The organism is Corynebacterium sp. HMSC11D10 (assembly GCF_001806995.1).
GTDB classification, from domain to species: domain Bacteria; phylum Actinomycetota; class Actinomycetes; order Mycobacteriales; family Mycobacteriaceae; genus Corynebacterium; species Corynebacterium coyleae.
On the sequence record NZ_KV787039.1, the window covers coordinates 230,052 to 249,711 of the forward strand.

A 19,660-nucleotide genomic window follows, 5' to 3' on the forward strand; every position below is an offset into this window, starting at 1 on the left:
ACACATCAACAAACTGGGGTGGTTATCCACATTCGCGACACCAAAAAAGTGTGTGTATTGTGTTACCCACTTGGAGGGGAGTACCCCGGAAGTGTTCTGGATCGTCAACACGGTGTCGTCGAAAAGTGATGGCCCCGGTCCGAACAGCCCACTTGGGTGGGGGAGACCTCCGGTTGTTTCTGCTACCGGAGGATTAAACGCATGCATGTGCCGTTAAGTATTTGGCTGATCACCTCTGCGGTGATCCTGGGATTTTTCATCTTTGACTTCGTCTCGCACGTGCGTACCCCGCACGAGCCGACGATGAAGGAATCGGGCGGCTGGGCCCTGTTCTACATGACCATGGCCTGCATTTTCGGCGGGATCGTGTGGTGGCTGTGGGACGGCGAACACGGCATGCAGTTCTTCACCGGCTACATCACTGAGCTGTCGCTGTCGGTCGATAACCTTTTCGTGTTCGCGCTGATCATGGGTGCGTTCAAGATCCCACGCGCGTATCAGCAAAAGGTGTTGCTGATCGGCATCGTGATCGCGCTGATCTGCCGTCTCGTATTCATTCTGTTGGGTGCCGTGATCATCGAGGCCTGGTCGGACGTGTTCTACATCTTCGCCGCCTTCCTGATCTACACCGCGATCAAGATGGTGTACGACGAGGTGACGGATCAGGAGGATCCGGATCCGAACGACATGATGGTGGTCAAGACGCTACGCAAGGTCATCCCGGTAACCAAGTCGTACCACTCCGACCGTCTCGTTTCGAGGACTCAGGCCGGAAAGAAGGCTGTCACGCCGCTGTTCGTCGCCCTGCTGTCCATCGGTTTCATCGACGTGATGTTCGCCTTCGACTCCATCCCGGCGATCTACGGCATCACCCAGGAATCCTTCCTCGTGTTCACCGCCAACGCGTTCGCACTGCTTGGCCTGCGTCAGCTCTACTTCTTGCTCAACGGTCTGTTGGATCGTCTGGTGTACTTGCCGTATGGCCTTGCGGTGGTGCTGGGCTTCATTGGTGTGAAGCTGCTGCTGCACGCGTTGCACGAGAATAACCTGTCGTTCATTAACGGTGGCGAGAATGTGGCTGTTCCGGAGATCGGCACCGTGACGTCGCTGCTGGTGATTGTCGGCGTGCTCATCATTACCGCGATTGCCTCGGTGATCAAGGACCGCGCTGACGTGAAGGCTGGTGTTCGTGATCCGAACGAAAACCAGTACCACATTGATTTCGACGACCACGGCAACCGCCGCAAGGTCGACCGTCACGGACACCATGTTGAGTGGATCGACGATCCGGCGACATCTGGCAAGGGCGATCACACCGCGACGGGATCGCGCGAGACCGCCCACCTCGATGTCGCGCGTGGCGGTAGGAAGGCTTAGCCGAAGATATTCATCACCGGGTTCCACTCCCGGATCTCGCGCGCTGCGAGTGCGCCGGCGGTCGTGTATGGGTCTTGATCCAGCACGGCCGCCGCATCAGCTTCAGTGGCAGTGTCGGGCAGTTGCAGGATGATCAGGGCTTGATTGGCGCCGATAAAAGGGCCGGATCCCACGATGCGTCCGAGTGCGAGTTGCGAGGAGATGAATTCGCGGTGGGCGGGGCGGGTGTCGTCGACAAGCGTTTGCTCGCCGTAGGTGTAGGTTGCTGCGAAATACTTCATGGAGGGCAGTCTAGGTGGAACGCGTGAGATGGGTATGGTGGATCGCGTGATGCAAACGGATAAGCCGTCGAATTGGAATCTGCCGAATGTGTTGACGTCTCTGCGGATTCTGTTCATTCCTGTGTTCGCGTGGCTGGTGCTTTCGGAGCGCTGGTGGTGGGCGTTTGGCCTGTTTGTGGCGTTGATGATCACAGACAAGCTTGACGGGGATATCGCTCGTGCGCGGGGGCTGATTACGGATTTCGGCAAGATTGCTGATCCGATCGCGGACAAGGCGTTGATGATTACTGCGCTGGTTACGTTGAATATTGCGGGGCCGTTGCCGGTGTGGGTCACTGTGGTGATCGTGGCTCGTGAGTTGGGGATCACGGTGTGGCGCATGTGGATGTTGCGTCGCGGTCTGGTGGTGCCGGCGTCGAAGGGTGGCAAGGTGAAGACTGTCCTGCAGTCGCTGGCGGTTGGCCTGTACTTGTGTCCGTTGCCCGCATGGGCGGATACGCCGGTGTTTGTGGTGATGTTGCTCGCGGTGGCGGTCACCGTGGTTACGGGTGTGCAGTATTTGGTTGATGCAGGAAAGGCGAACAAATGACGACGGCGCAATTGCTTATCGACGAACTACGTTCCCGGAACCAAACCATCGCTTTTTGCGAGTCGCTGACTGCCGGGCTTGCTGCTGCGACCCTTGCGGACGTGCCGGGTGCTTCCGACGTACTCGTCGGCGGTTTGGTGACGTACTCGGCGGAGCTCAAAACCGAGTTGGCCCACGTTCCGGCCGACCTGATTGAGGAAGAAGGCGTGGTCTCCGCGGCGGTGGCCCGCGAGATGGCGCGCGGTGCTCGTAAGGTGTGCGGGACGGATTGGGCGGTTGCGCTTACTGGCGTCGCAGGGCCCGGTGCGCAAGACGGTATGCCGGCTGGCACGGTGTGGATTGGGCTGGCGGGGCCGAAGTGGACGGCGTCGTCGCAAGCTGCGGAACTGCTCGATTCGGAAGCGGGCCGGTATGCGCTTGTCGATGGACATGCGACCCCTGTCCGAGTCCTCGCAGGGTCGCGGAACGAGATTCGCCGACGCGCGGTCGAAGCGGCCCTGGTTGGTGCGCTGACTGGCGTTCGGGAACAAAACTAGACCACCGATCGTTGGAGCAGCTGATGACAACTACGACTCTGCTTTACGAAGCCCCGGTAGAACTGCCGATTGCATCCGCCCCAGCGCGTGAGCCGCTGTTCCGCGAAGCCCTCGGTATGTCGCTGCGCGCTTTTCGCGCTGATAAGGGCGTAACCCTTCGCACGTTGGCGAAGGAGGCTCGCGTGTCTTCCGGCTACATCTCGGAGCTGGAGCGCGGTCGCAAGGAAGTGTCCTCTGAACTGCTTGCAGCGCTGTGCGAGGCACTGGACACCACGGTGTCTGAGGTGTTGCTGGAAGCGGTGGCGAATATGTCGCTGCATTCCTTCAACGAGGAACTCGCGGTTACCTCTCCGGCGGCTGCGGAAGCGTAACGGAGCTCACCCGACTATTGTGGGTGGAGTTTGACGCACTAACTAATGAAGATGAAAGGTCGCGGTGATTAGCCATGGCGAACCCCTTTTCCAAGTTCTGGAACTACCTGATGGCTCTCTTCGACAACAAGATCGAAGAGAACGCTGACCCGAAGATCCAGATTGAGCAGGCCATCAACGAGGCGCAGCGCCAGCACCAGGCACTGTCGCAGCAGGCTGCCGCGGTGATTGGTAACCAGCGTCAGTTGGAGATGCAGCTCAACCGTCGCCTCGAGGATGTTGAGAAGCTGCAGGCGAATGCCCGCCAGGCGCTCAAGCTTGCTGATAAGGCTCGCGGCGAGGGCAACGCGCAGAAGGCACAGGAGTACGAAAACGCCGCGGAGGCGTTTGCGGCACAGCTGGTCACCGCTGAGCAGGGTGTGGAGGATACTAAGCAGCTCCACGACCAGGCGCTGCAGCAGGCAGCCCAGGCGAAGCAGGCTGTGGAGCGCAACGCGGCTCACTTGCAGCAGCAGGTTGCTGAGCGCTCGAAGCTCCTGTCGCAGCTTGAGCAGGCGAAGATGCAGGAGAAGGTTTCGGAGACGATGCAGTCGATGAACTCGATTACTGCGTCCGGTCCGAACTTGGATCAGGTTCGTGAGAAGATTGAGCGTCGTTACGCTAACGCGCTTGGTGCCGCCGAGTTGGCGCAGAACTCCATTCAGGGTCGTATGGCTGAGGTTGAGCAGGCCGGTATCCAGATGGCTGGTCACGGCCGCTTGGAGCAGCTGCGTGCGGAGATGGCAGGCGAGCTCACCGCTGGCAAGAAGCAGGCGATTGAGCCGGGGCAGTCCGCTACCGACGCTAACGTCAGCGATGATGCGGTTGCGCAGCGCATGCGCGAACTGCGCGGCGAGTAAATCACAACGTCGAAGGCCCGAAGCACATCGCTTCGGGCCTTTTCGCTGCGTGGGGTTAGTCGACGGCGCCGCGCGCCATGAGCGCTTCACCGATCATCTTCGCCCGTCGTACGGAGCGGATGACCAGGGGAGTGCCGAACGCTAGGAGGGAGAAGCCAGCCCCGCGGGCTTTGCGGGCGTCGAGGACTTCGTTTGCGGTCGCGAGTGTCAGCGGAATCAGTCGAATGGTTAACGCGATGGTGAGCGAGATGAGTTCGCCTGTGCGTCCCAACGGTGCGAGTGCGCGGTCGAGGGCGTCAAGGAGTTCCTGGACCGGGGTGGTCAGTGTGAGAAGGTTCGCCGCAGCGATGGTAGCAAGCAGCCCGATAAGAAGTGTGGCCGCCGATTCGACGCCGTTTTGCCACACCATGAACGCGCCTAAAAAGATCAGGAAGGGCAGGAGTGGCACGAGTTGGCGCCACGCAATCTTCATTGGGATGCGTGCCCACAAGTAGAGCACCAGCACAAACCCGAGTGCGGCGGCTGCGTGCCAGGGCCGGGTGGGCAGGACAGTGACCCCGATGATGAAGACCACCAGCAGCACGAACTTCAGCGCTGGCTGGATGCGGTGGAGCAGTGTGTCGCCGGGGATGTAGACACCGAGGGGGAGTTCGCGGATCATGGTTTGTTATCCATGAGGTCGGTGTAGAACGCGATGGCGTCGGCGGGGTTGCTGTCGTAGACGAGTGTGCCGTCGTCGATGACGAGGACGCGTTCGAAGTCGCGCAGCATGTCCAGGTCGTGTGTGACCACGATGAGTTGCTGCTCGAGTGCGTTAAGTTCGCGCACGATTCGTTTGCGGTTGCGCAGGTCAAGCAGTGTCGTGGGTTCGTCTGCGATGATGGTGTCTGGTTCGATCACCATCACGGATGCAAGTGCGAGCATCTGTTTTTCGCCGCCCGACAGGGTGTGCGGTGAGTTTTCGGCGAGGTCGGTGAGTTCGAAGCGGGCGAGAGCGTCGTCGACACGCGATCGCACTTCGTCGCGGGGGAGTTTGAAGCGGCGAAGAGAGAAGGCGACGTCGTCGGAGACGCGTGGCATGACGATTTGGGATTCGGCGTCGGAGAAGACGAATCCGACGCGTTTGCGGACGTCGCGGCCTTGGGTGGTGGGGGAGAGGTCGTCGTAAAGCACTTGCCCTGAAGTGGGTTCGATGAGTCCGTTGATGAGGCGCACGGTGGTGGATTTGCCGGAACCGTTGGAGCCGATGATGCCGATGCGTTGCTCACTCAGGCGCGTGGTGAGTGGCTGAAGGACGGTGTTGCCGTCGTAGGTGACGGCTGCGCCTTTGAATTCGATGACGGGCATCGTGCTTATCGACGACTACCGCGCAGGTCAGGGAACGCCTGGTGCACCGCGATTGCGATGGCGATCATGAGAGCGACCTTGCCGGCGTCAGGCAGCAGGAATGGCACCTGTGCGGCCCATGCTGCGCCGAAGGACATCTCAGCGCGGGCCATGAGGCCGAATACGCCGCAGAGGTACTGGAAGAACAGGGCAACGTAGCCGGCGACGATGAGGACGCCGATCGTAGCTGCGGTGTTGCGGCGGAATGGCGCACGGTAGGCGATCAGGCCCGCGACGGTAGCGGAGACGAGGTAGCCCACAAGGTAGCCCACGGTCGTGCCGCCGAGTGCGGAGATGACGGTGCGGCCGCCTGCAAGCACGGGTAGTGCGAGGCCGACCAGGAGGAAGATACCTGCGGTGAACAGGCCGCGGCGCCAGCCGAGGACGAGGCCGGCGAGGATGATGGCTGCGTTTTGTAGCACGATAGGCACGCCTGCGGCGCCGACGGGGATGGAGACGAAGCCGAGAGCGATGATGATGGCCGCGAAGACGGCGATGAGCGCAATGTCCTGCGCGGTGGAGGATTTACCCATGCGCGGCAGTGTACCTGAACGCCGTTCAATAACGCGTGTTCGGGTAGCGTGTTGAGTCATGCGTTTGACGGAGTTTCATCAACTGGTCGAGGACGAATTTGGCGCGGGTCGAGCCAAGTGGATTATCGATACGCAGGTCATTCCTGGTCACGAGCGCACCGCTGCAGACTTGATCGAAAGTGGTGTCGATCCCCGCGAGGCATGGCGAGGTTTGTGTGAGGCGTTTGACATTCCAGAAGAGCGTCGACTGGGTGTCGACAGGCCCGGGTTTTGAATTCCCGTTCGAACACGCTTGCGTGTACAGTGTTCGATGTCGTAGCCGCATTCTAAAGTGGCTCCTGTATTCGCCCCCGAGGAACTTTCCTTGTTTTGGAGGGAACCGAAGGGTAGGCGCGTGCGTCTAATAGGCACGGACTAACACACAGTGTGGATGCGGCAACCGTCGCACCACCGACAATTTGGAGGAAAACACCACATGGCAACGAAGAAGAAGACTGCCGCTTCCGCCGCGAACTCGCGCCAGAACGCGCTCGACGCTGCGCTTGCGATGATTGAGAAGGACTTTGGCAAGGGCGCCGTCATGCGCTTGGGCGACGAGAATCGCCCGCCGATTCAGTCCATCTCTTCCGGCAACACTGCTATCGACGTTGCCCTTGGTATCGGTGGCTGGCCACGCGGCAGGGTCGTGGAGATCTACGGCCCGGAGTCGTCCGGTAAGACGACCGTTGCCCTGCATGCGATTGCGGAGGCGCAGCGCGCAGGCGGCATCGCGGCGTTCATCGATGCCGAGCACGCCCTCGACCCTGACTACGCCCGCAAGCTTGGCGTGGATACCGACAATCTGCTGGTCTCCCAGCCAGATACGGGTGAGCAGGCGCTTGAGATCGCGGACATGCTGGTGCGCTCTGGTGCTATCGACATGATCGTGATCGACTCTGTTGCAGCGCTGACCCCGAAGGCTGAAATCGAGGGCGAGATGGGTGACTCCCACGTCGGCCTCCAGGCACGTTTGATGTCGCAGGCACTGCGCAAGATGACCGGTGCGCTGTACAACTCCGGGACTACCGCGATCTTCATTAACCAGCTGCGTGAAAAGATTGGCGTGATGTTCGGCTCCCCGGAGACGACCACTGGCGGTAAGGCCTTGAAGTTCTACGCGTCTGTGCGTTGCGATGTCCGCCGTATTCAAACCCTGAAGGACGGCCAGGATTCCATCGGTAACCGCACCAGGATGAAGGTTGTGAAGAACAAGGTTTCCCCGCCGTTCAAGATCGCCGAGTTCGACATCATGTACGGCGAGGGCATCTCGCGGGAGTCCTCCATCATCGACATGGGCGTGGAAAACGGCATTGTGAAGAAGTCCGGCTCGTGGTTCACCTACGAGGGCGACCAGTTGGGGCAGGGTAAGGAAAAGGCGCGCCTGTTCCTCAAAGACAACCCGGACCTGGCCGACGAAATCGAAGACAAAATCTTCCGCGCGCTTGGTGTGGGCAAGTATGCCAATGTTGACGACGATGCCTTGTCGGATGATCCCGTAGACATGGTGCCCAACATCGATTTTGACGACGAAGACGACGCCAAGGCGGACGAGAAGTAGCATATGGCAGACCCCGAAAAGATTGCGCGCCTCAAAGCTGCTCTCGAGGCGTACGAGCCGGGGTCGGGTTTCATCGACCACGCACATGAGGAGGCGAAGGCGCCGGTACGCAAACGCGCATTAGGGCTGCTGGATCAGCGGGCACGCTCGCGTGAGGAGCTGCGTGGTCGGCTGATCAAGGCCGAGTTTGAGCCCATGCTTGTCGGCGAAGTTCTCGACGACCTCGCCGGCTCAGGCCTGCTCAACGACGCAGCATTTGCTTCCGAGTGGGTGCGCCAGCGCGCTGCGCGTCGCGGAAAGTCTGCTCGTGCGCTCGATATGGAGCTGCGTGACAAAGGAGTGGGGAGTGCGGACCGTGCGGCTGCGCTCGAGCAGATTACTGACGACGATGAAGAGCGCATCGCCCGCGGGGTCGCCGAAAAGGCAGCACGCAAGGTGAAACACGCACCCGAGGATCGGGCAGAGTACGACAAGTTTTTGCGCCGGATCGTTGGGGCACTTGCCCGCCGTGGGTTTCACCAGGGGATGGCAATGCACTTGGGGAGGGAAGCACTCGACGAACGCATCGCCGAGTGCGAAGCCCACGCGTGACGCGGGGTGGTGACCCCGCACACGGGGGGTTAGTGTTTCTCCACAGGATTGTCGATCTGCTGGTAACCAGGGGCTTGCCAGTCGAGGTTCACGGTGTCCTTTGTGTCCAAACCGACTTCCTTGCCGGCGGTGGGCACCTTGGCAAACGGGTTGCGGCGTGCGCGGCCAGCGCGCAGTTGGCGCTCGACGCGGGTAGCGAGCATTGTCAGCGCGTAGTTGATCAGGATCATGATGATGGCCACCACGATGAGCGACGCCAAGTAGTTCCGGTTTGCAGAGGCGACCTGCGTGCCGGAGCGAACAACCTCGACGTAGCCAATTTGGTAGCCCAGGGCGGAATCCTTCAGCGCAATGACCATCTGGGAAATCAGTGCCGGGAGCATGGCTGCGACGGACTGGGGCAGCAAGATCTTGCCCATGGTTTGCCAGTGGCTTAAGCCAAGTGCCTGGGCGGCTTCGGTTTGCCCGCGGGGTAGCGATTTGATGCCGGCGCGGAGGATCTCGGCGATAACGGAGCCGTTGTAGAGCGTCAGTGCCACAACGACGGCCCAAAACGCGAGCGACGCTGGTGGAACGATCTTGTATACCGCGAAGACCTGGTACAGGAAGATCATGAGTAGCAGCACTGGAATGGCGCGGAAGAACTCGACAACCACAGCGCAGAACCCGCGTACGAGTTTGTTCGGGGCGAGCCGGCCAAGCCCGAAAAACACGCCGAAGACAATTGCGAGCAGCACCGATACGACGGCGGCCTTAATGGTGCCGACGAGGCCAGGGATGATGTATGTGGTCCAGGTGTTTCCCTGGATGAATGGGGTCCAGCGCTCAGCGTCGAGTTGGCCGTGTGTGGCTAGTTTGCTCAGTACCCACCAGCCGACGAGCAAAAGCGCAGCGATGGAGATTGCGGTGTAAATGTAGTTGCGGCGTACGGCTTTGGGCCCGGGGGCGTCGTAAAGCACGGTTGCGCGGAGTGAGGATGGCATTAGCGTTTCACCGCCAGACGGTTAGACAGCCAGCCGATGACGAGCCCTGTTGGCAGTGTGAGCACGATGAAGCCGAGGGCGAAGATGCCGAAAATGGCGAAGAGCTGGTTTGCGTGGAATTCGATGGTGGATTTCATCAGCAGCGATGCTTCCGCGACGCCGATGACCGATGCGATCGTGGTGTTCTTCGTCAAAGCGATCAGCGTGTTGCCCAGCGGAACGATTGCTGCACGCAGAGCTTGGGGGAAGATAATCAACGAGAAGATCTGCCCGAAGCTCAGTCCGAGGGAGCGTGCGGCTTCGGCTTGTCCGAAGTGAACGGTGTTGATGCCGCTTCGGAGCGATTCGGCGACGAAGCACGAGGTGTACAGGATGAAGCCGAGGATTGCGAGGCGGAAGTTTTGGTCTGCAAGGTAGGTGCTGGATTCGCGGCTCGCGAGCTCAAGGCCAAGGTTTTGGTAGAGGCCAAACGAGCAGAACAGGATCACCAGCGTCAGCGGGGTATTGCGGACGGTGTTGATGTAGAACGCCGACAGGTTCCGCAGGATGGCAACGGGGGAGACCCGCATTGCGGTGAGCAGGGTGCCCAGGATCATTGATCCGATGGCGGAGTAGAACGTCAGCTTGATTGTGGTCCAGAATGCTGGCCACAGTTTGGGCGCGAGATCAGCCCACATTGCATCCATGGCGGGAACTTCCAATACGTGAAGGAGATGAAGAAAGGTTGGGGCTCGGTGACCGGGTGGGGTTCACCCGGCCACACGGCGGGTGCTACTCGACGAAGGACAGGTCGCCGACCTTGTCCTTTTCAACACCCTGGCCGCCGTCGAGGTTGTCGTTGACGAACTTGTCAAAGGAACCGTCTTCGTAAAGCGCGTTGAGTGCCTTGTTGACGGCCTCGAGTGCGCCCGGGTCTTCCTTCTTCAGGCCGACGCCGTAGTGCTCGTTGGTGAACTGCTCGCCGTCCTTCTTCAGCTCGACGACCTTGAAGTCGCCCGGGGACTGTGCGGAGTAGCCACCGAGGATGGTTGCGTCGGTGGTCAGTGCGTCGACGTTGCCGTTGCGCAGTGCTTCGACGCAGGAGGAGTAGGTGTCGTACTCCTGGAGCTGGACGCCCGGCAGGGTGTCCTTGACCTTCTGTGCCGGGGTGGAGCCGGTTACAGAGCAGAGGATGCGGCCATCGAGGGATTCGAGGCCGGTGATCTCGGCGTCGTCGGAGCGCACGAGCAGGGCCTGGTGGGTCAGGAGGTACGGGCCACCGAAGTCGACTGCTTCGGAGCGGGATTTGTTGATGGAGTAGGTCGCGGCGATTGCTGCGACTTCACCGTTTTGCAGCACGGTTTCGCGCTGTGCGGAGGGGGTTTCGCGCCAGGTGATTTCTGGATGCTCCCAGCCGTTTTCGTCGGCAATGTGGTTGACCACGTAGGTGGCGACGTCGACGTCGAGGCCGGTCATGGAGCCGTCGGCTTCGCGCAGGCCTAGGCCCGGCTGGTCGTACTTAGTGCCGAGGGTGACGTTGCCGGCCTCGATCTGTGCGAGAAGGCCTTCGGCGTCGCCGGCGGAGTCGCCGCCGCAGGCGACGAGTGTGGTGGCCGCGAGCAGGGCTGCGGCAGTGGTCGATGCGAAACGTGCGGTGCGCTTCATGGTGATTCTCCTTGTAAGAAACGTGGGTGGGTTAATGAGGCAGGATTTTGCCGAGGAAGTCTCGTGCACGGCTGGACTGCGGGTTGGTGAAGAACGATTCGGGGTCGGTGTCTTCGACGATTTCGCCATCGGCCATGAACAAGATGCGGTCGGCAACTTTGCGGGCGAATCCCATTTCGTGGGTGACCACGACCATGGTCATGCCGCTTTCGGCGAGTTCAGCCATGACGTCGAGGACCTCGCCGACCATTTCGGGGTCGAGGGCGGAGGTGGGTTCGTCGAAAAGCATGACTTTCGGCTCCATCGCAAGGGCGCGTGCGATTGCGACGCGCTGCTGCTGGCCGCCGGAGAGCTGTGCCGGATATTTTTCTGCCTGGTTGCCGATGCCCACGCGGTCGAGCAGTTCGCGAGCGCGTGCGGTGGCGTCGGCCTTTTTCACCTTGCGGACCTTGATGGGGCCCAGGGTGACGTTGTCCAGAATGGTCAGGTGCGGAAACAGGTTGAACTGTTGGAACACCATGCCTACGTCTGAACGGAGGTGGGCCAGTTCCTTCCCTTCGGCGGGGAGGGTACGGCCGTCAATTTCGATCGTGCCTTCCTCGATGGTTTCGAGGCGGTTGATCGTCCGACACAGGGTGGACTTTCCCGATCCGGACGGTCCCAGCACTACGACTACTTGTCCGCGGGGGACTTCAAGGTTGATGTTTTGTAGTGCGTGGAAGTCGTCGAAGTACTTCTCCACACCCACCATGCGAATCATGGGTTCGGCAATCTCCTGTGTCATACAAGGCACAGTAGGCCAAAACTGTGATGCGGGTGACCAAAACTGGGAAAGTGTTTGTCATTTGCGGTTAGGTTTGGGCGCTTTGCCTGGTTAGACTGTCTCGCCGTGACTACGGCAAATACCTCTGAAAACACCACTTCGCGCACCTATGAGGTGCGGACGTTCGGCTGCCAGATGAACGTGCACGATTCTGAGCGTCTTTCGGGTCTGCTCGAGGATGCTGGGTACGTGGCGGCAGACGAGGGGACTGAGCCCGACCTGGTGGTCTTCAATACCTGTGCGGTGCGTGAAAACGCGGATCAGCGCCTGTATGGCTCGCTCGGACAGTTGAAGAACACGAAGGCGAATCATCCGGGCATGCAGATTGCGGTCGGCGGGTGTTTGGCGCAGAAGGATCGCGACACGGTGATTGAGAAGGCACCGTGGGTCGACGCCGTCTTTGGCACGCACAACATCTCCGCATTGCCGGCGTTGCTCGATCGCGCACGGGTGGAGGACGAAGCCCAGGTTGAGATTGTTGAGTCGCTCGAGGTGTTTCCGTCTGTCCTGCCGGCGAAGCGCGAGTCTGCCTACGCCGGTTGGGTGTCTGTGTCGGTGGGCTGCAATAACACGTGCACGTTCTGCATCGTGCCGTCGTTGCGTGGTAAGGAGCAGGATCGCCGCCCGGGCGATATTTTGGCCGAGGTACAGGCGCTCGTCGATCAGGGTGTGTCCGAGGTGACGCTGCTTGGTCAGAATGTGAATGCGTATGGCGTGAACTTTGTCGACGAGGACATGGAGCGCGACCGTTCTGCGTTCTCCAAGCTCTTGCGTGCCTGTGGCGACATCGAGGGCTTGGAGCGTGTGCGTTTTACGTCGCCGCACCCGGCGGAGTTCACCTCGGATGTGATTGACGCGATGGTGGAGACTCCGAACGTGTGCCCGCAGCTGCATATGCCGTTGCAGTCGGGCTCCGACAAGGTGCTCAAGGACATGCGCCGTTCCTACCGGTCGAGGAAGTTCCTTGGGATTTTGGAGGAGGTGCGTGAGAAGCTTCCGCACGCTTCCATCACCACTGACATCATTGTCGGGTTCCCGGGTGAGACTGAGGAGGATTTCCAGGCGACGCTCGATGTGGTGGAGAAGGCTCGTTTTACCTCTGCGTTTACGTTCCAGTATTCGCCGCGTCCGGGCACGCCGGCTGCGGAGATGGAGCAGCAGATCCCGAAGGCTGTGGTGCAGAATCGTTTCGAGCGCCTGCTTGCCTTGCAGGATCGTATTAGTGCTGAGGAGAACGAGAAGCTGATTGGCACGGAGCAGGAGTTGCTCGTGCAAGCGGGTGGTGGACGCAAGAATGATCGCACGCACCGCATGTCGGGTCGCGCTCGCGATGGCCGCCTGGTGCACTTCGCGGTTGAGGGTGACATTGATGGCGAGATCCGCCCGGGCGATTACGTCACTGTCACCATCACTGAGTCCAAGCCGCACTTCCTTATCGCAGATTCTGGGGTGCGTGATCACCGTCGTACGAAGGCCGGCGACAATTCGGCGGCGGGCCAGGTGCCGACGACTGCACCTGTCGGCGTGGGGCTTGGCTTACCGACGATCGGTCAACCGCCCAAGCAGCCCACCGGCGATTCGTCCTGCGGCTGCTAGGGGCTACAGTGGCTGCTATGACGCAGCAGGATTCGCAGACGTTGGCTCGCGCGGAGAAGTCCGCCGCTTCGCAGATCACGATGGGGGCGAAACGGTGGGTGCTCGCCGCGTGTGCGGTGGTGTACCTCGTGGCGTTGGTGTTGCCGTTTGCAGGTGGGGTGGCCGGTTGGCAGGTTTTGGGGCTGACCCAGGCGTCGCGCGATGCGCGCACTTCGGTGGCGGAGTACTTGTTTGTGTGGTTTTCCTTCATCGGTGTTGGGGTTTTGACATCGCTCGCAGTTGCTTTACGACGATTCGCCGTCACCCTGCCTGCCTGGATGGTCACAACGGTCTCTGCCGTGTTTTCCATCCTCGGCATTTGGTTGCGCAACCAAAGTGCTCCGGAAACCTCACGCGACATCGGCTACTACCTGGCCATGTTGGCTGTGTTCGTTGCGGTGTTCACGCTGTTCCCGCTGATCCTGTCTCGCTCTGAGGCACAGGTGAAGGTGGCCGACGAGCGCGCGAAGGTGCAGCAGCGCGACGACGTGGCGTTGCTGCAGCAGTCGGCGACGCATCAGGCGAACGCGCACGAGGAGAACCCGTTGCTTGTGGACGACCGCCGCGCCCGTGCCGCCGAGCGCCACCGCAATATTTAGAGCTTTTGCCAACCGGTCGTCGCGGATACTACTTCCGCGGCGACCGTTTTCATGATGGCGGCTGCTGGCGCGGAGTCGGCGGGGTAGGAGCAGTAGACCGTCTCCAAGTCTTCCCAGGTTGCGTGTGCTCGCTCGAGGGAGGCGCGTAGCAGCGCTTTGCCGATGCCGCGGCCGCGGTGTTCGGGGAGGACGTAGACGAGGCCCAATTCGCAGACCTTCGGGTCGTCGGCGTGGAAGCGCACGACTTCGCAGAGCCCGACGATGACGCCGTCGACGTAGGCCAGCCCGGTCAGTTGCGAGCCGCCTCGGTCTTGCAGCCTCGCGCCGGCGTCGCGGATGCGCTCAAGGTCCCAGTTGATGGTGTCCATCACCAGGTCGCCGCGAGGGTAGTCGCGCGATGCCGCGGTGAGCAGACTGGAGAACTGCTCTACCTCGTCGGCGCCTGCTTTGCGTTTGGAGAAGAATCCCGGGCCTTCGATGACTGCAAACTCGGCGGCCCCAGAATCGGGCAGCGCTTCTAGTGCGGTGATCTTGAAGGTGGCCTGGTCTTCCCGGAAGGCCGCCGTGTAGCCGGCTTCGGTCAACGCGGGGGATGCCGGAGCGTCGCGCAGATGCGTGACCCAGAGTTGGCGGATGGGACGTTCGAGGCGGGGGGAGAGGTCGTCGAGAAGCGACAGCGCTGCGGCCCACGGTTCGGACGGCTCATCTTCGCCGGGCAGGGGCGCGATCTCGGCGTCGAAGGTGAAGTTCGCTTCGATCACGCGACGGTCTTCGAGCAGGGGAAGTGAGATGAAGAGCCAGGCGTCGGTGTGGTCGAGGTCGTCGTCGAAGAGTTCGCGGTAGCCCAGATCGGTCACCGGGCGGGGAGCCTGTTGGGAGGTGAGCGCGAAGAGGATTGCTTCGGATTCGGCGGACGGCTCGAGGCGCTTCGCAATGTGCGATGCGGACACGCCAGAGGTGGCAAGACCGGTGATGTCTTGGATGGCGAGCGTTGCGGAAAATGCGTAACCCCCGACCACTGCCTCCGATGAGTTGGGCCGGGGGACGTACTGCTGTGGTGTGAGCACTAGCCCTCGTTCACAGCCTTCGCGGCAACGTCGGCAAATTCCTGCCACTGCTTCGCCTGCTCACGCAGCGTCGCTGCCTTTGCGGCGTTGCCCTTCGCCTCAGCTTCTTGGGCTTGGCGCTCAAAGTCGTCAGCCTTGACTTGGAACTGGTTGACCTTGTCCTGCTGGGCAGGGTTGGTCTTGCGCCAGCGGGAGTCTTCGGCCTCGGAGACGCGCTGCTCGATGCGGGCGATCTTGTTTTCGTACTCGCGGACGCGACCGCGTGGTACGAAGCCGATCTCGTCCCACTTGTCCTGCAGTTCGCGCAGTTTCGCCTTCGCGGCGCCGAGGCCCTTCGCGGGGTCGATCTGCGCGTCGTATTCGGCGATCAGCGCATCCTTGGCTTCTGCATTGGCCTCGAATTCGCGGTCGCGTTCCGCGTTGACGGCGTTGCGGGCTTCGAAGAAGTGGTCCTGGGCGGCGCGGAAGCGCTCCCAGAGCTTGTCGTCTACCTCGCGTGGGGCGCGACCGGCGGCCTTCCATTCCGTCATCAGGTCGCGGTAGGCGCGGGCGGTGTTGCCCCAATCCGTGGAGTCCTTGAGCGCTTCGGCGCGGTCGACGAGTTCTTCCTTGATCTTCTTTGCCTGGGCGCGGTTGCGGTCCAACTCGGCGAAGTGGGCGCCACGGCGACGGTTGAAGCTGTCGCGGGCGCGGGAGTAGCGCTTCCACAGCTCGTCGTCGGTTGCGCGGTCGATGCCGCGGATGCCACGCCACTCCTCGAGGATGTCGCGGATGCGGTCGCCGGCGCGCTTCCATTCGGTGGAGTTTTCTGCCAGGTCTTCGGCTTCGGCGGCGAGGGCTTCCTTGCGGGCGATTGCTGCCTTACGCCGCTCTGCCTTTTGCTCCTTGGCCTGCTCGCGGGCATCGGCGGATGCGGCAATCGCAGCATCGAGGCGGGTTTCGACGGCGTCGAGGTCGCCGATTACTGCGGCGTCGTCAAGCGAGGCTTTCAGCGCTTCGGCGGATTTGCGGATCGCGTCTGCGTCTTCCGGGTGAGCGCGCAGACGGGTCTCGATGAGTTCAACTTCGGTAACCAGGTCGTCGTAACGCTGCCCGTAGTGTGCGAGCCCCTCCTCAGGGGTGCCGGCTTGCCAGGATGCGATCTGGCGCTCGGTGCCGCCGCGGGTGAGGAAGACGTTTCCGTCTGCATCAACACGGCCGAACTTCGACGGGTCCGATGGCGTGCGCGCTGGTACAGGAGTGGATGTTACCGACGGGGCGCCCGTTGCCGTGGACGGGCGTGGCCCAGGCTTCGGGCCCTTTTTCGCCATGGCGGCAGGCGATGGGATCTTGCCTGGTGTGTTGGTGGGGTTCGACTCGGTCATGATGGTCGTCCTTTCCGCGGCATGGGCCGCACTGTGCCGCGCGTCGCGGCTGCCTTTGCGCAATGCAAGCGATCGTACAGCCACACACACCACTGCGGGGCGAATTGGGGTGCTAGGTAGGGTTGGGCGGGTGCGAGCAAACCTTTGGATCATCCCCGGATCGCCTGCGTTGGCGCTCTCGCCTCACGACGACGCCTCGCAGCGCCTCCTGGCCGTCACCCGTGCGTTGGCAGAAACTGCAGGTGGCCGTCCGATCGATATCGTCTGCTGCCTCGATGAACGGTGGTACACGGCGCACACTGGCTCGTTTCGTGCCTGGGGAGGCCCTGACATCACTGTGCGTGGTGGTAACCACTTAGGTGAGCTGGTTGCCAGGTTTGCGCTGGGCGATCCGGAGGTTCGCGAGGTACGTTCGCGCATTGACGACCCTGACCCCGCCGCCGTCACCGTTGTCGTCGTCGATGGGCCCGCGGGGTTAACTCCGCGGGCACCACTCGCGTTGGTTCCCGGCGCGCCGGAGACGCACGAGGCCATTGTGCGGTGGTTGGACGGTGGTGAAGCAGTGCTCGTCGATACGCAAGTGCTCGAACCGGAACTGTGGCGTGAACTCGCAGGACTTGAGCGCAAGGATGCGCGGTTGATCGACGCCGACGACACACTGGGTGTCGGACGGTATGTAGCGGAGTGGAGCGTATGAACCCCATAGCAGTTGTAGGGCCCACCGCCAGCGGCAAGTCCGCGCTAGGCATTGCGTTGGCGCACGAGTTCGGCGGGGAAGTGGTCAACGTGGATTCGATGCAGCTCTACCGGGGCATGGACATCGGCACAGCGAAGTTGCCGGTGGAGGAGCGCGAAGGCATACCGCACCACCTGCTGGATATTTGGGATGTGACCAAGACCGCCTCCGTCGCGGAGTATCAGGCACTCGCCGTGGCCACGGTTGAGGAGATCATGGCGCGCGACAAGATGCCGGTGCTGGTGGGTGGCTCGATGCTGTACGTGCAATCACTCATCGACGCCTGGTCTTTTCCACCCACCGACCCCACCGTGCGCGCCCGCTATGAAGCGCGTCTGGGGGAGATCGGTGTTGACGCGCTGCACGCCGAACTTGCGGCGGTCGACCCGGAGGCAGCCAGCATCATCGAGGACAAAGACCCGCGCCGCACCGTGCGCGCCCTCGAAGTCATCGAATTGACAGGCAAACCGTTCAAAGCGTCCCAGCCACCGAAGAACGCACCGCCGCGTTGGGGCACGCGCATCCTTGGCTTGCGCACGAACGCCGAGTGGCTCAACCCCCGCATCGAGCTGCGCACCCGCATGATGTTCGAGCAAGGACTTATCGACGAAACCCGCGCCCTGGTCGAAGATGGCCTCGTCCGAGATTCCACCGCCGGTCGCGCTATCGGCTACGCGCAGGTCCTCGCCATGTTCGACGGGGAACTCACCGAAGAACAAGCACTCGAACAGACCATCACTGGTACCCGCCGGTACGTGCGCCGGCAGCGCTCCTGGTTTAACCGTGACCCGCGCACGCAGTGGCTCGACGCCGCCGATTCAACCGTGGTGGATCTCGCGTTAGACTCGCTGGCGTGAAGTTCCTGAAAGCACATGCCACCGAAAACGATTTCGTCGTCCTGATCGATGTCGACGACCAACTTGGCGTCACCCCAGAGCACGTCGCCTTCCTCTGCGACCGCCGCGCCGGCGTCGGCGGAGACGGCCTGCTGCGCGTGGTGCGTCGCGATGGGATGTGGTTTATGGACTACCGCAACGCCGACGGTTCCATCGCCGAGATGTGCGGCAACGGCATCCGTGCGTTCTCCCACGTACTCGTCGCCGAGGGGCTCGAAGATGCCCGCGAGTTCGACGTGGACACCCGCGCCGGGGTGAAGCACATCCGCGTGCTTGAAGCTGACGAGGCCAACGCTGTCGTCTCCGTCGGCATGGGGGCAGTTCAGGTCACCGGTGTATCCACCGCATCGATGGGGGACAACCAGTTTGCTGGTATCGGCGTGGACGTGGGCAATCCGCACCTCGCCTGTGTGATCCCGGGGCTGACACCTGAAGGGCTTGCGGAGATGAACTTTGTTGCCCCGACCTTCGACCCGGAGTTCTTCCCTGAAGGCGTCAACGTCGAGGTGCTCACCGAACTTCGCGACGGCGAGGCCCACATGCGTGTCTGGGAGCGCGGCGTCGGTGAGACCCGCTCCTGTGGCACCGGCACGGTTGCTGCAGCGCAGGCAGTGCTTGCAGACGCCGGAATTGAAAACGGTGCCGTCACCATCAACGTGCCCGGTGGCGCCGTCAAGGTCGAGCTCAACGACGGTGTAGCCACCATGACCGGCCCGGCCACCATCGTGTTCCGAGGAGAGCTGGTCAGCACACTTTAGCGGAAAGTTTTTGTAAACCACGTGTGTGGGGGATTTTCCTGCCTTACAATGCACCTGTCGTTGTATCCCCAGCCACCCGACAGGAGTTTCCCATGCAACGCAAAGTAATCGCCTCGGCCGTCGCGCTCGGCCTCTCGGCATCCCTGCTCACCGTCCCTGCTGCATACGCAGCTGAGATCGGACCTCGCACCACCAACAACACGTGTTCGGTCAAGTTGGACCAGGCGGAAAAGGACTACCTGGCAAAACTGAACAAAAACTATACCGAAAAGAAGGTTTTCGAAGTTTTTGAAAAGGGTATTGAAGGCGCCTACCCGGAAATCAAGGGGTGGGCAGACTCTACGCTGAAGTCCGCAACAGTGCAGTCAGCGCTAAAGAAGATTGAGGCCCAGCGCACGGACGATCTCACTGCTGCTGAGGAGGAAGCCTTTGAAGCAGCCTACGACAAGTTGATGTCCTATAACCAGGACAACTACGTCGGCTACTTTTATGGCTACGCACGGCTGATGGAGAGCTACCCACGCGTTGCAAAGGAACTCGTGTACAACGGCGATATCCCCGCGACGTCACCGCTTTCATTCACTGAAGTGGTAGCAAGCAATGAGGCTTTGCCGACTGCCGATGTTGCATCGTTTGCCGCAGAGCAGCTGGGTATTCCGACGGGTCGCATTGAGGCCTTCAAGAAGGCCGCCAACAAGACGGCGCACGTTAAGACCGGCAATGCAGTTCAGAAAGAATACAATCCTGCGGTTGAGAAGGCAATGGCTGCCTGCGCTCAGGGTGGCAACGCTACCGTTGCGTTCCCAACGAAGGGTTGGGCTTCGAACCCCTTCAATACTCCTGAGGAAAACGTTGGGGCAATCGTCGGCATCGTTCTCGGCACTCTCGCTGCCGTTGGCCTGCTGTTTGCGGGCGTAGTTGCGCTTGCTCCGCAGTTTGGCATCGCGCTGCCGTTTAACCTGCCGCAGTTGCCGTTCTAAAACCGCAACTTTAAA

At 61.4% G+C, this 19,660-nt stretch carries 24 protein-coding genes; 14 read left to right on the forward strand and 10 right to left on the reverse strand.

What is annotated here, in order from left to right; translation table 11 throughout:
• Window positions 1-201: 201 nt before the first annotated feature.
• Window positions 202-1,377: a TerC family protein gene (locus tag HMPREF3120_RS04375; RefSeq protein ID WP_070451020.1), complete on the forward strand. Its 1,176-nt coding sequence runs from the start codon at window positions 202-204 to the stop codon at window positions 1,375-1,377.
• Here the strand turns inward: HMPREF3120_RS04375 and HMPREF3120_RS04380 are convergent.
• The gene (locus HMPREF3120_RS04380; protein WP_070451021.1) at window positions 1,374-1,658 is read right to left on the reverse strand and encodes a YciI family protein; all 285 of its coding nucleotides are present in this window, start codon (window positions 1,656-1,658) and stop codon (window positions 1,374-1,376) included. The two genes, HMPREF3120_RS04375 and HMPREF3120_RS04380, sit on opposite strands and share 4 nt — an antisense overlap.
• 28 nt (window positions 1,659-1,686) lie before the next feature.
• Here HMPREF3120_RS04380 and pgsA point away from each other — a divergent pair, with 28 nt between their 5' ends.
• The 4 genes from pgsA to HMPREF3120_RS04400 all read left to right on the forward strand — a co-directional run bounded on the left by pgsA (window position 1,687) and on the right by HMPREF3120_RS04400 (window position 4,053).
• The gene (gene pgsA / locus HMPREF3120_RS04385) at window positions 1,687-2,247 is read left to right on the forward strand and encodes a CDP-diacylglycerol--glycerol-3-phosphate 3-phosphatidyltransferase (RefSeq protein WP_070422312.1); all 561 of its coding nucleotides are present in this window, start codon (window positions 1,687-1,689) and stop codon (window positions 2,245-2,247) included.
• Window positions 2,244-2,783 (forward strand): CinA family protein, encoded by a 540-nt coding sequence (locus HMPREF3120_RS04390; RefSeq protein WP_070451022.1) that lies wholly within the window; start codon window positions 2,244-2,246, stop codon window positions 2,781-2,783. The genes pgsA and HMPREF3120_RS04390 overlap by 4 nt, the downstream gene beginning before the upstream one ends.
• A 23-nt stretch (window positions 2,784-2,806) precedes the next feature.
• The gene (locus HMPREF3120_RS04395) at window positions 2,807-3,154 is read left to right on the forward strand and encodes a helix-turn-helix domain-containing protein (RefSeq protein ID WP_070422314.1); all 348 of its coding nucleotides are present in this window, start codon (window positions 2,807-2,809) and stop codon (window positions 3,152-3,154) included.
• 74 nt (window positions 3,155-3,228) lie between these two features.
• A complete protein-coding gene (locus HMPREF3120_RS04400; RefSeq protein ID WP_070451023.1) occupies window positions 3,229-4,053 on the forward strand; it encodes a PspA/IM30 family protein in 825 nt (274 codons plus the stop codon).
• A 55-nt stretch (window positions 4,054-4,108) separates the two neighbouring features.
• Here the strand turns inward: HMPREF3120_RS04400 and HMPREF3120_RS04405 are convergent, their stop codons facing one another.
• Genes HMPREF3120_RS04405 through HMPREF3120_RS04415 form a run of 3 tightly spaced genes read right to left on the reverse strand, consistent with a single transcriptional unit; the run spans window position 4,109 to window position 5,972 of the window.
• The gene (locus HMPREF3120_RS04405; protein ID WP_070451024.1) at window positions 4,109-4,714 is read right to left on the reverse strand and encodes an energy-coupling factor transporter transmembrane component T family protein; all 606 of its coding nucleotides are present in this window, start codon (window positions 4,712-4,714) and stop codon (window positions 4,109-4,111) included.
• Entirely contained in the window at window positions 4,711-5,400 is a 690-nt protein-coding gene (locus tag HMPREF3120_RS04410; protein ID WP_070422317.1) for an energy-coupling factor ABC transporter ATP-binding protein, read from the reverse strand. Before HMPREF3120_RS04410 ends, HMPREF3120_RS04405 begins: the two co-directional genes overlap by 4 nt.
• 5 nt (window positions 5,401-5,405) lie before the next feature.
• Window positions 5,406-5,972, reverse strand: a complete 567-nt coding sequence (locus HMPREF3120_RS04415; RefSeq protein WP_070451025.1) for a biotin transporter BioY — start codon at window positions 5,970-5,972, stop codon at window positions 5,406-5,408.
• Window positions 5,973-6,030: 58 nt separating this feature from the next.
• Here HMPREF3120_RS04415 and HMPREF3120_RS04420 point away from each other — a divergent pair, with 58 nt between their 5' ends.
• The 3 genes from HMPREF3120_RS04420 to recX all read left to right on the forward strand — a co-directional run bounded on the left by HMPREF3120_RS04420 (window position 6,031) and on the right by recX (window position 8,160).
• Entirely contained in the window at window positions 6,031-6,246 is a 216-nt protein-coding gene (locus HMPREF3120_RS04420) for a DUF3046 domain-containing protein (protein WP_070451026.1), read from the forward strand.
• Window positions 6,247-6,447: 201 nt separating this feature from the next.
• Window positions 6,448-7,569 carry a recombinase RecA gene (gene recA / locus HMPREF3120_RS04425; protein ID WP_070422320.1) on the forward strand — a complete coding sequence of 374 codons (1,122 nt, stop codon included), beginning with the start codon at window positions 6,448-6,450 and terminating at the stop codon, window positions 7,567-7,569.
• A 3-nt stretch (window positions 7,570-7,572) separates the two neighbouring features.
• The gene (recX, locus tag HMPREF3120_RS04430; RefSeq protein ID WP_070451027.1) at window positions 7,573-8,160 is read left to right on the forward strand and encodes a recombination regulator RecX; all 588 of its coding nucleotides are present in this window, start codon (window positions 7,573-7,575) and stop codon (window positions 8,158-8,160) included.
• A 29-nt stretch (window positions 8,161-8,189) separates the two neighbouring features.
• On the opposite strand, the gene HMPREF3120_RS04435 is transcribed toward recX, so the two are convergent.
• From HMPREF3120_RS04435 to gluA, 4 genes are all read right to left on the reverse strand, one after another.
• On the reverse strand, window positions 8,190-9,143 hold the full coding sequence (locus HMPREF3120_RS04435) for an amino acid ABC transporter permease (protein ID WP_070451028.1): 954 nt from the start codon (window positions 9,141-9,143) through the stop codon (window positions 8,190-8,192).
• Window positions 9,143-9,829, reverse strand: coding sequence for an amino acid ABC transporter permease (locus HMPREF3120_RS04440; protein WP_070451029.1), 687 nt, complete (start codon window positions 9,827-9,829; stop codon window positions 9,143-9,145). Before HMPREF3120_RS04440 ends, HMPREF3120_RS04435 begins: the two co-directional genes overlap by 1 nt.
• Before the next feature lie 85 nt (window positions 9,830-9,914).
• Entirely contained in the window at window positions 9,915-10,787 is an 873-nt protein-coding gene (locus HMPREF3120_RS04445) for a glutamate ABC transporter substrate-binding protein (RefSeq protein ID WP_070451030.1), read from the reverse strand.
• 31 nt (window positions 10,788-10,818) lie between these two features.
• The gene (gene gluA / locus HMPREF3120_RS04450) at window positions 10,819-11,547 is read right to left on the reverse strand and encodes a glutamate ABC transporter ATP-binding protein GluA (protein WP_070451031.1); all 729 of its coding nucleotides are present in this window, start codon (window positions 11,545-11,547) and stop codon (window positions 10,819-10,821) included.
• 129 nt (window positions 11,548-11,676) lie between these two features.
• On the opposite strand from gluA, the gene miaB reads away from it, so the two are divergent.
• Window positions 11,677-13,206 carry a tRNA (N6-isopentenyl adenosine(37)-C2)-methylthiotransferase MiaB gene (gene miaB / locus HMPREF3120_RS04455; protein ID WP_070422326.1) on the forward strand — a complete coding sequence of 510 codons (1,530 nt, stop codon included), beginning with the start codon at window positions 11,677-11,679 and terminating at the stop codon, window positions 13,204-13,206.
• 17 nt (window positions 13,207-13,223) lie between these two features.
• Complete coding sequence (locus HMPREF3120_RS04460) at window positions 13,224-13,844, forward strand: Rv2732c family membrane protein (RefSeq protein WP_070451032.1); 621 nt, start codon at window positions 13,224-13,226, stop codon at window positions 13,842-13,844.
• Here HMPREF3120_RS04460 and HMPREF3120_RS04465 read toward each other — a convergent pair.
• Both HMPREF3120_RS04465 and HMPREF3120_RS04470 read right to left on the reverse strand, forming a co-directional pair.
• Window positions 13,841-14,911, reverse strand: coding sequence for a GNAT family N-acetyltransferase (locus HMPREF3120_RS04465; protein ID WP_070451033.1), 1,071 nt, complete (start codon window positions 14,909-14,911; stop codon window positions 13,841-13,843). The two genes, HMPREF3120_RS04460 and HMPREF3120_RS04465, sit on opposite strands and share 4 nt — an antisense overlap.
• Window positions 14,911-16,275: a DUF349 domain-containing protein gene (locus tag HMPREF3120_RS04470; RefSeq protein WP_070451034.1), complete on the reverse strand. Its 1,365-nt coding sequence runs from the start codon at window positions 16,273-16,275 to the stop codon at window positions 14,911-14,913. Before HMPREF3120_RS04470 ends, HMPREF3120_RS04465 begins: the two co-directional genes overlap by 1 nt.
• A 130-nt stretch (window positions 16,276-16,405) precedes the next feature.
• Between HMPREF3120_RS04470 and HMPREF3120_RS04475 the strand changes: the two genes are divergently transcribed.
• The 4 genes from HMPREF3120_RS04475 to HMPREF3120_RS04490 all read left to right on the forward strand — a co-directional run bounded on the left by HMPREF3120_RS04475 (window position 16,406) and on the right by HMPREF3120_RS04490 (window position 19,645).
• The gene (locus HMPREF3120_RS04475) at window positions 16,406-16,972 is read left to right on the forward strand and encodes a hypothetical protein (RefSeq protein WP_070451035.1); all 567 of its coding nucleotides are present in this window, start codon (window positions 16,406-16,408) and stop codon (window positions 16,970-16,972) included.
• Window positions 16,969-17,868, forward strand: a complete 900-nt coding sequence (gene miaA / locus HMPREF3120_RS04480; protein ID WP_070451036.1) for a tRNA (adenosine(37)-N6)-dimethylallyltransferase MiaA — start codon at window positions 16,969-16,971, stop codon at window positions 17,866-17,868. The genes HMPREF3120_RS04475 and miaA overlap by 4 nt, the downstream gene beginning before the upstream one ends.
• Window positions 17,865-18,665, forward strand: a complete 801-nt coding sequence (gene dapF, locus HMPREF3120_RS04485) for a diaminopimelate epimerase (protein ID WP_070451037.1) — start codon at window positions 17,865-17,867, stop codon at window positions 18,663-18,665. The genes miaA and dapF overlap by 4 nt, the downstream gene beginning before the upstream one ends.
• A gap of 92 nt (window positions 18,666-18,757) precedes the next feature.
• A complete protein-coding gene (locus HMPREF3120_RS04490) occupies window positions 18,758-19,645 on the forward strand; it encodes a hypothetical protein (protein WP_070451038.1) in 888 nt (295 codons plus the stop codon).
• Window positions 19,646-19,660 lie beyond the last annotated feature (15 nt).

Bases quoted from the DNA above. Each gene is read 5' to 3' on its own strand.
- miaA (WP_070451036.1), top strand. From the start codon at position 16,969: ATGAACCCCATAGCAGTTGTAGGGCCCACCGCCAGCGGCAAGTCCGCG.
- HMPREF3120_RS04460 (WP_070451032.1), top strand. From the start codon at position 13,224: ATGACGCAGCAGGATTCGCAGACGTTGGCTCGCGCGGAGAAGTCCGCC.
- HMPREF3120_RS04420 (WP_070451026.1), top strand. From the start codon at position 6,031: ATGCGTTTGACGGAGTTTCATCAACTGGTCGAGGACGAATTTGGCGCG.
- HMPREF3120_RS04440 (WP_070451029.1), bottom strand. From the start codon at position 9,829: ATGGATGCAATGTGGGCTGATCTCGCGCCCAAACTGTGGCCAGCATTC.
- HMPREF3120_RS04375 (WP_070451020.1), top strand. From the start codon at position 202: ATGCATGTGCCGTTAAGTATTTGGCTGATCACCTCTGCGGTGATCCTG.
- HMPREF3120_RS04390 (WP_070451022.1), top strand. From the start codon at position 2,244: ATGACGACGGCGCAATTGCTTATCGACGAACTACGTTCCCGGAACCAA.
- HMPREF3120_RS04445 (WP_070451030.1), bottom strand. From the start codon at position 10,787: ATGAAGCGCACCGCACGTTTCGCATCGACCACTGCCGCAGCCCTGCTC.
- HMPREF3120_RS04395 (WP_070422314.1), top strand. From the start codon at position 2,807: ATGACAACTACGACTCTGCTTTACGAAGCCCCGGTAGAACTGCCGATT.
- HMPREF3120_RS04400 (WP_070451023.1), top strand. From the start codon at position 3,229: ATGGCGAACCCCTTTTCCAAGTTCTGGAACTACCTGATGGCTCTCTTC.
- HMPREF3120_RS04380 (WP_070451021.1), bottom strand. From the start codon at position 1,658: ATGAAGTATTTCGCAGCAACCTACACCTACGGCGAGCAAACGCTTGTC.
- recX (WP_070451027.1), top strand. From the start codon at position 7,573: ATGGCAGACCCCGAAAAGATTGCGCGCCTCAAAGCTGCTCTCGAGGCG.
- HMPREF3120_RS04415 (WP_070451025.1), bottom strand. From the start codon at position 5,972: ATGGGTAAATCCTCCACCGCGCAGGACATTGCGCTCATCGCCGTCTTC.
- HMPREF3120_RS04410 (WP_070422317.1), bottom strand. From the start codon at position 5,400: ATGCCCGTCATCGAATTCAAAGGCGCAGCCGTCACCTACGACGGCAAC.
- HMPREF3120_RS04490 (WP_070451038.1), top strand. From the start codon at position 18,758: ATGCAACGCAAAGTAATCGCCTCGGCCGTCGCGCTCGGCCTCTCGGCA.
- HMPREF3120_RS04405 (WP_070451024.1), bottom strand. From the start codon at position 4,714: ATGATCCGCGAACTCCCCCTCGGTGTCTACATCCCCGGCGACACACTG.
- pgsA (WP_070422312.1), top strand. From the start codon at position 1,687: ATGGGTATGGTGGATCGCGTGATGCAAACGGATAAGCCGTCGAATTGG.
- HMPREF3120_RS04470 (WP_070451034.1), bottom strand. From the start codon at position 16,275: ATGACCGAGTCGAACCCCACCAACACACCAGGCAAGATCCCATCGCCT.
- recA (WP_070422320.1), top strand. From the start codon at position 6,448: ATGGCAACGAAGAAGAAGACTGCCGCTTCCGCCGCGAACTCGCGCCAG.
- gluA (WP_070451031.1), bottom strand. From the start codon at position 11,547: ATGATTCGCATGGTGGGTGTGGAGAAGTACTTCGACGACTTCCACGCA.
- HMPREF3120_RS04435 (WP_070451028.1), bottom strand. From the start codon at position 9,143: ATGCCATCCTCACTCCGCGCAACCGTGCTTTACGACGCCCCCGGGCCC.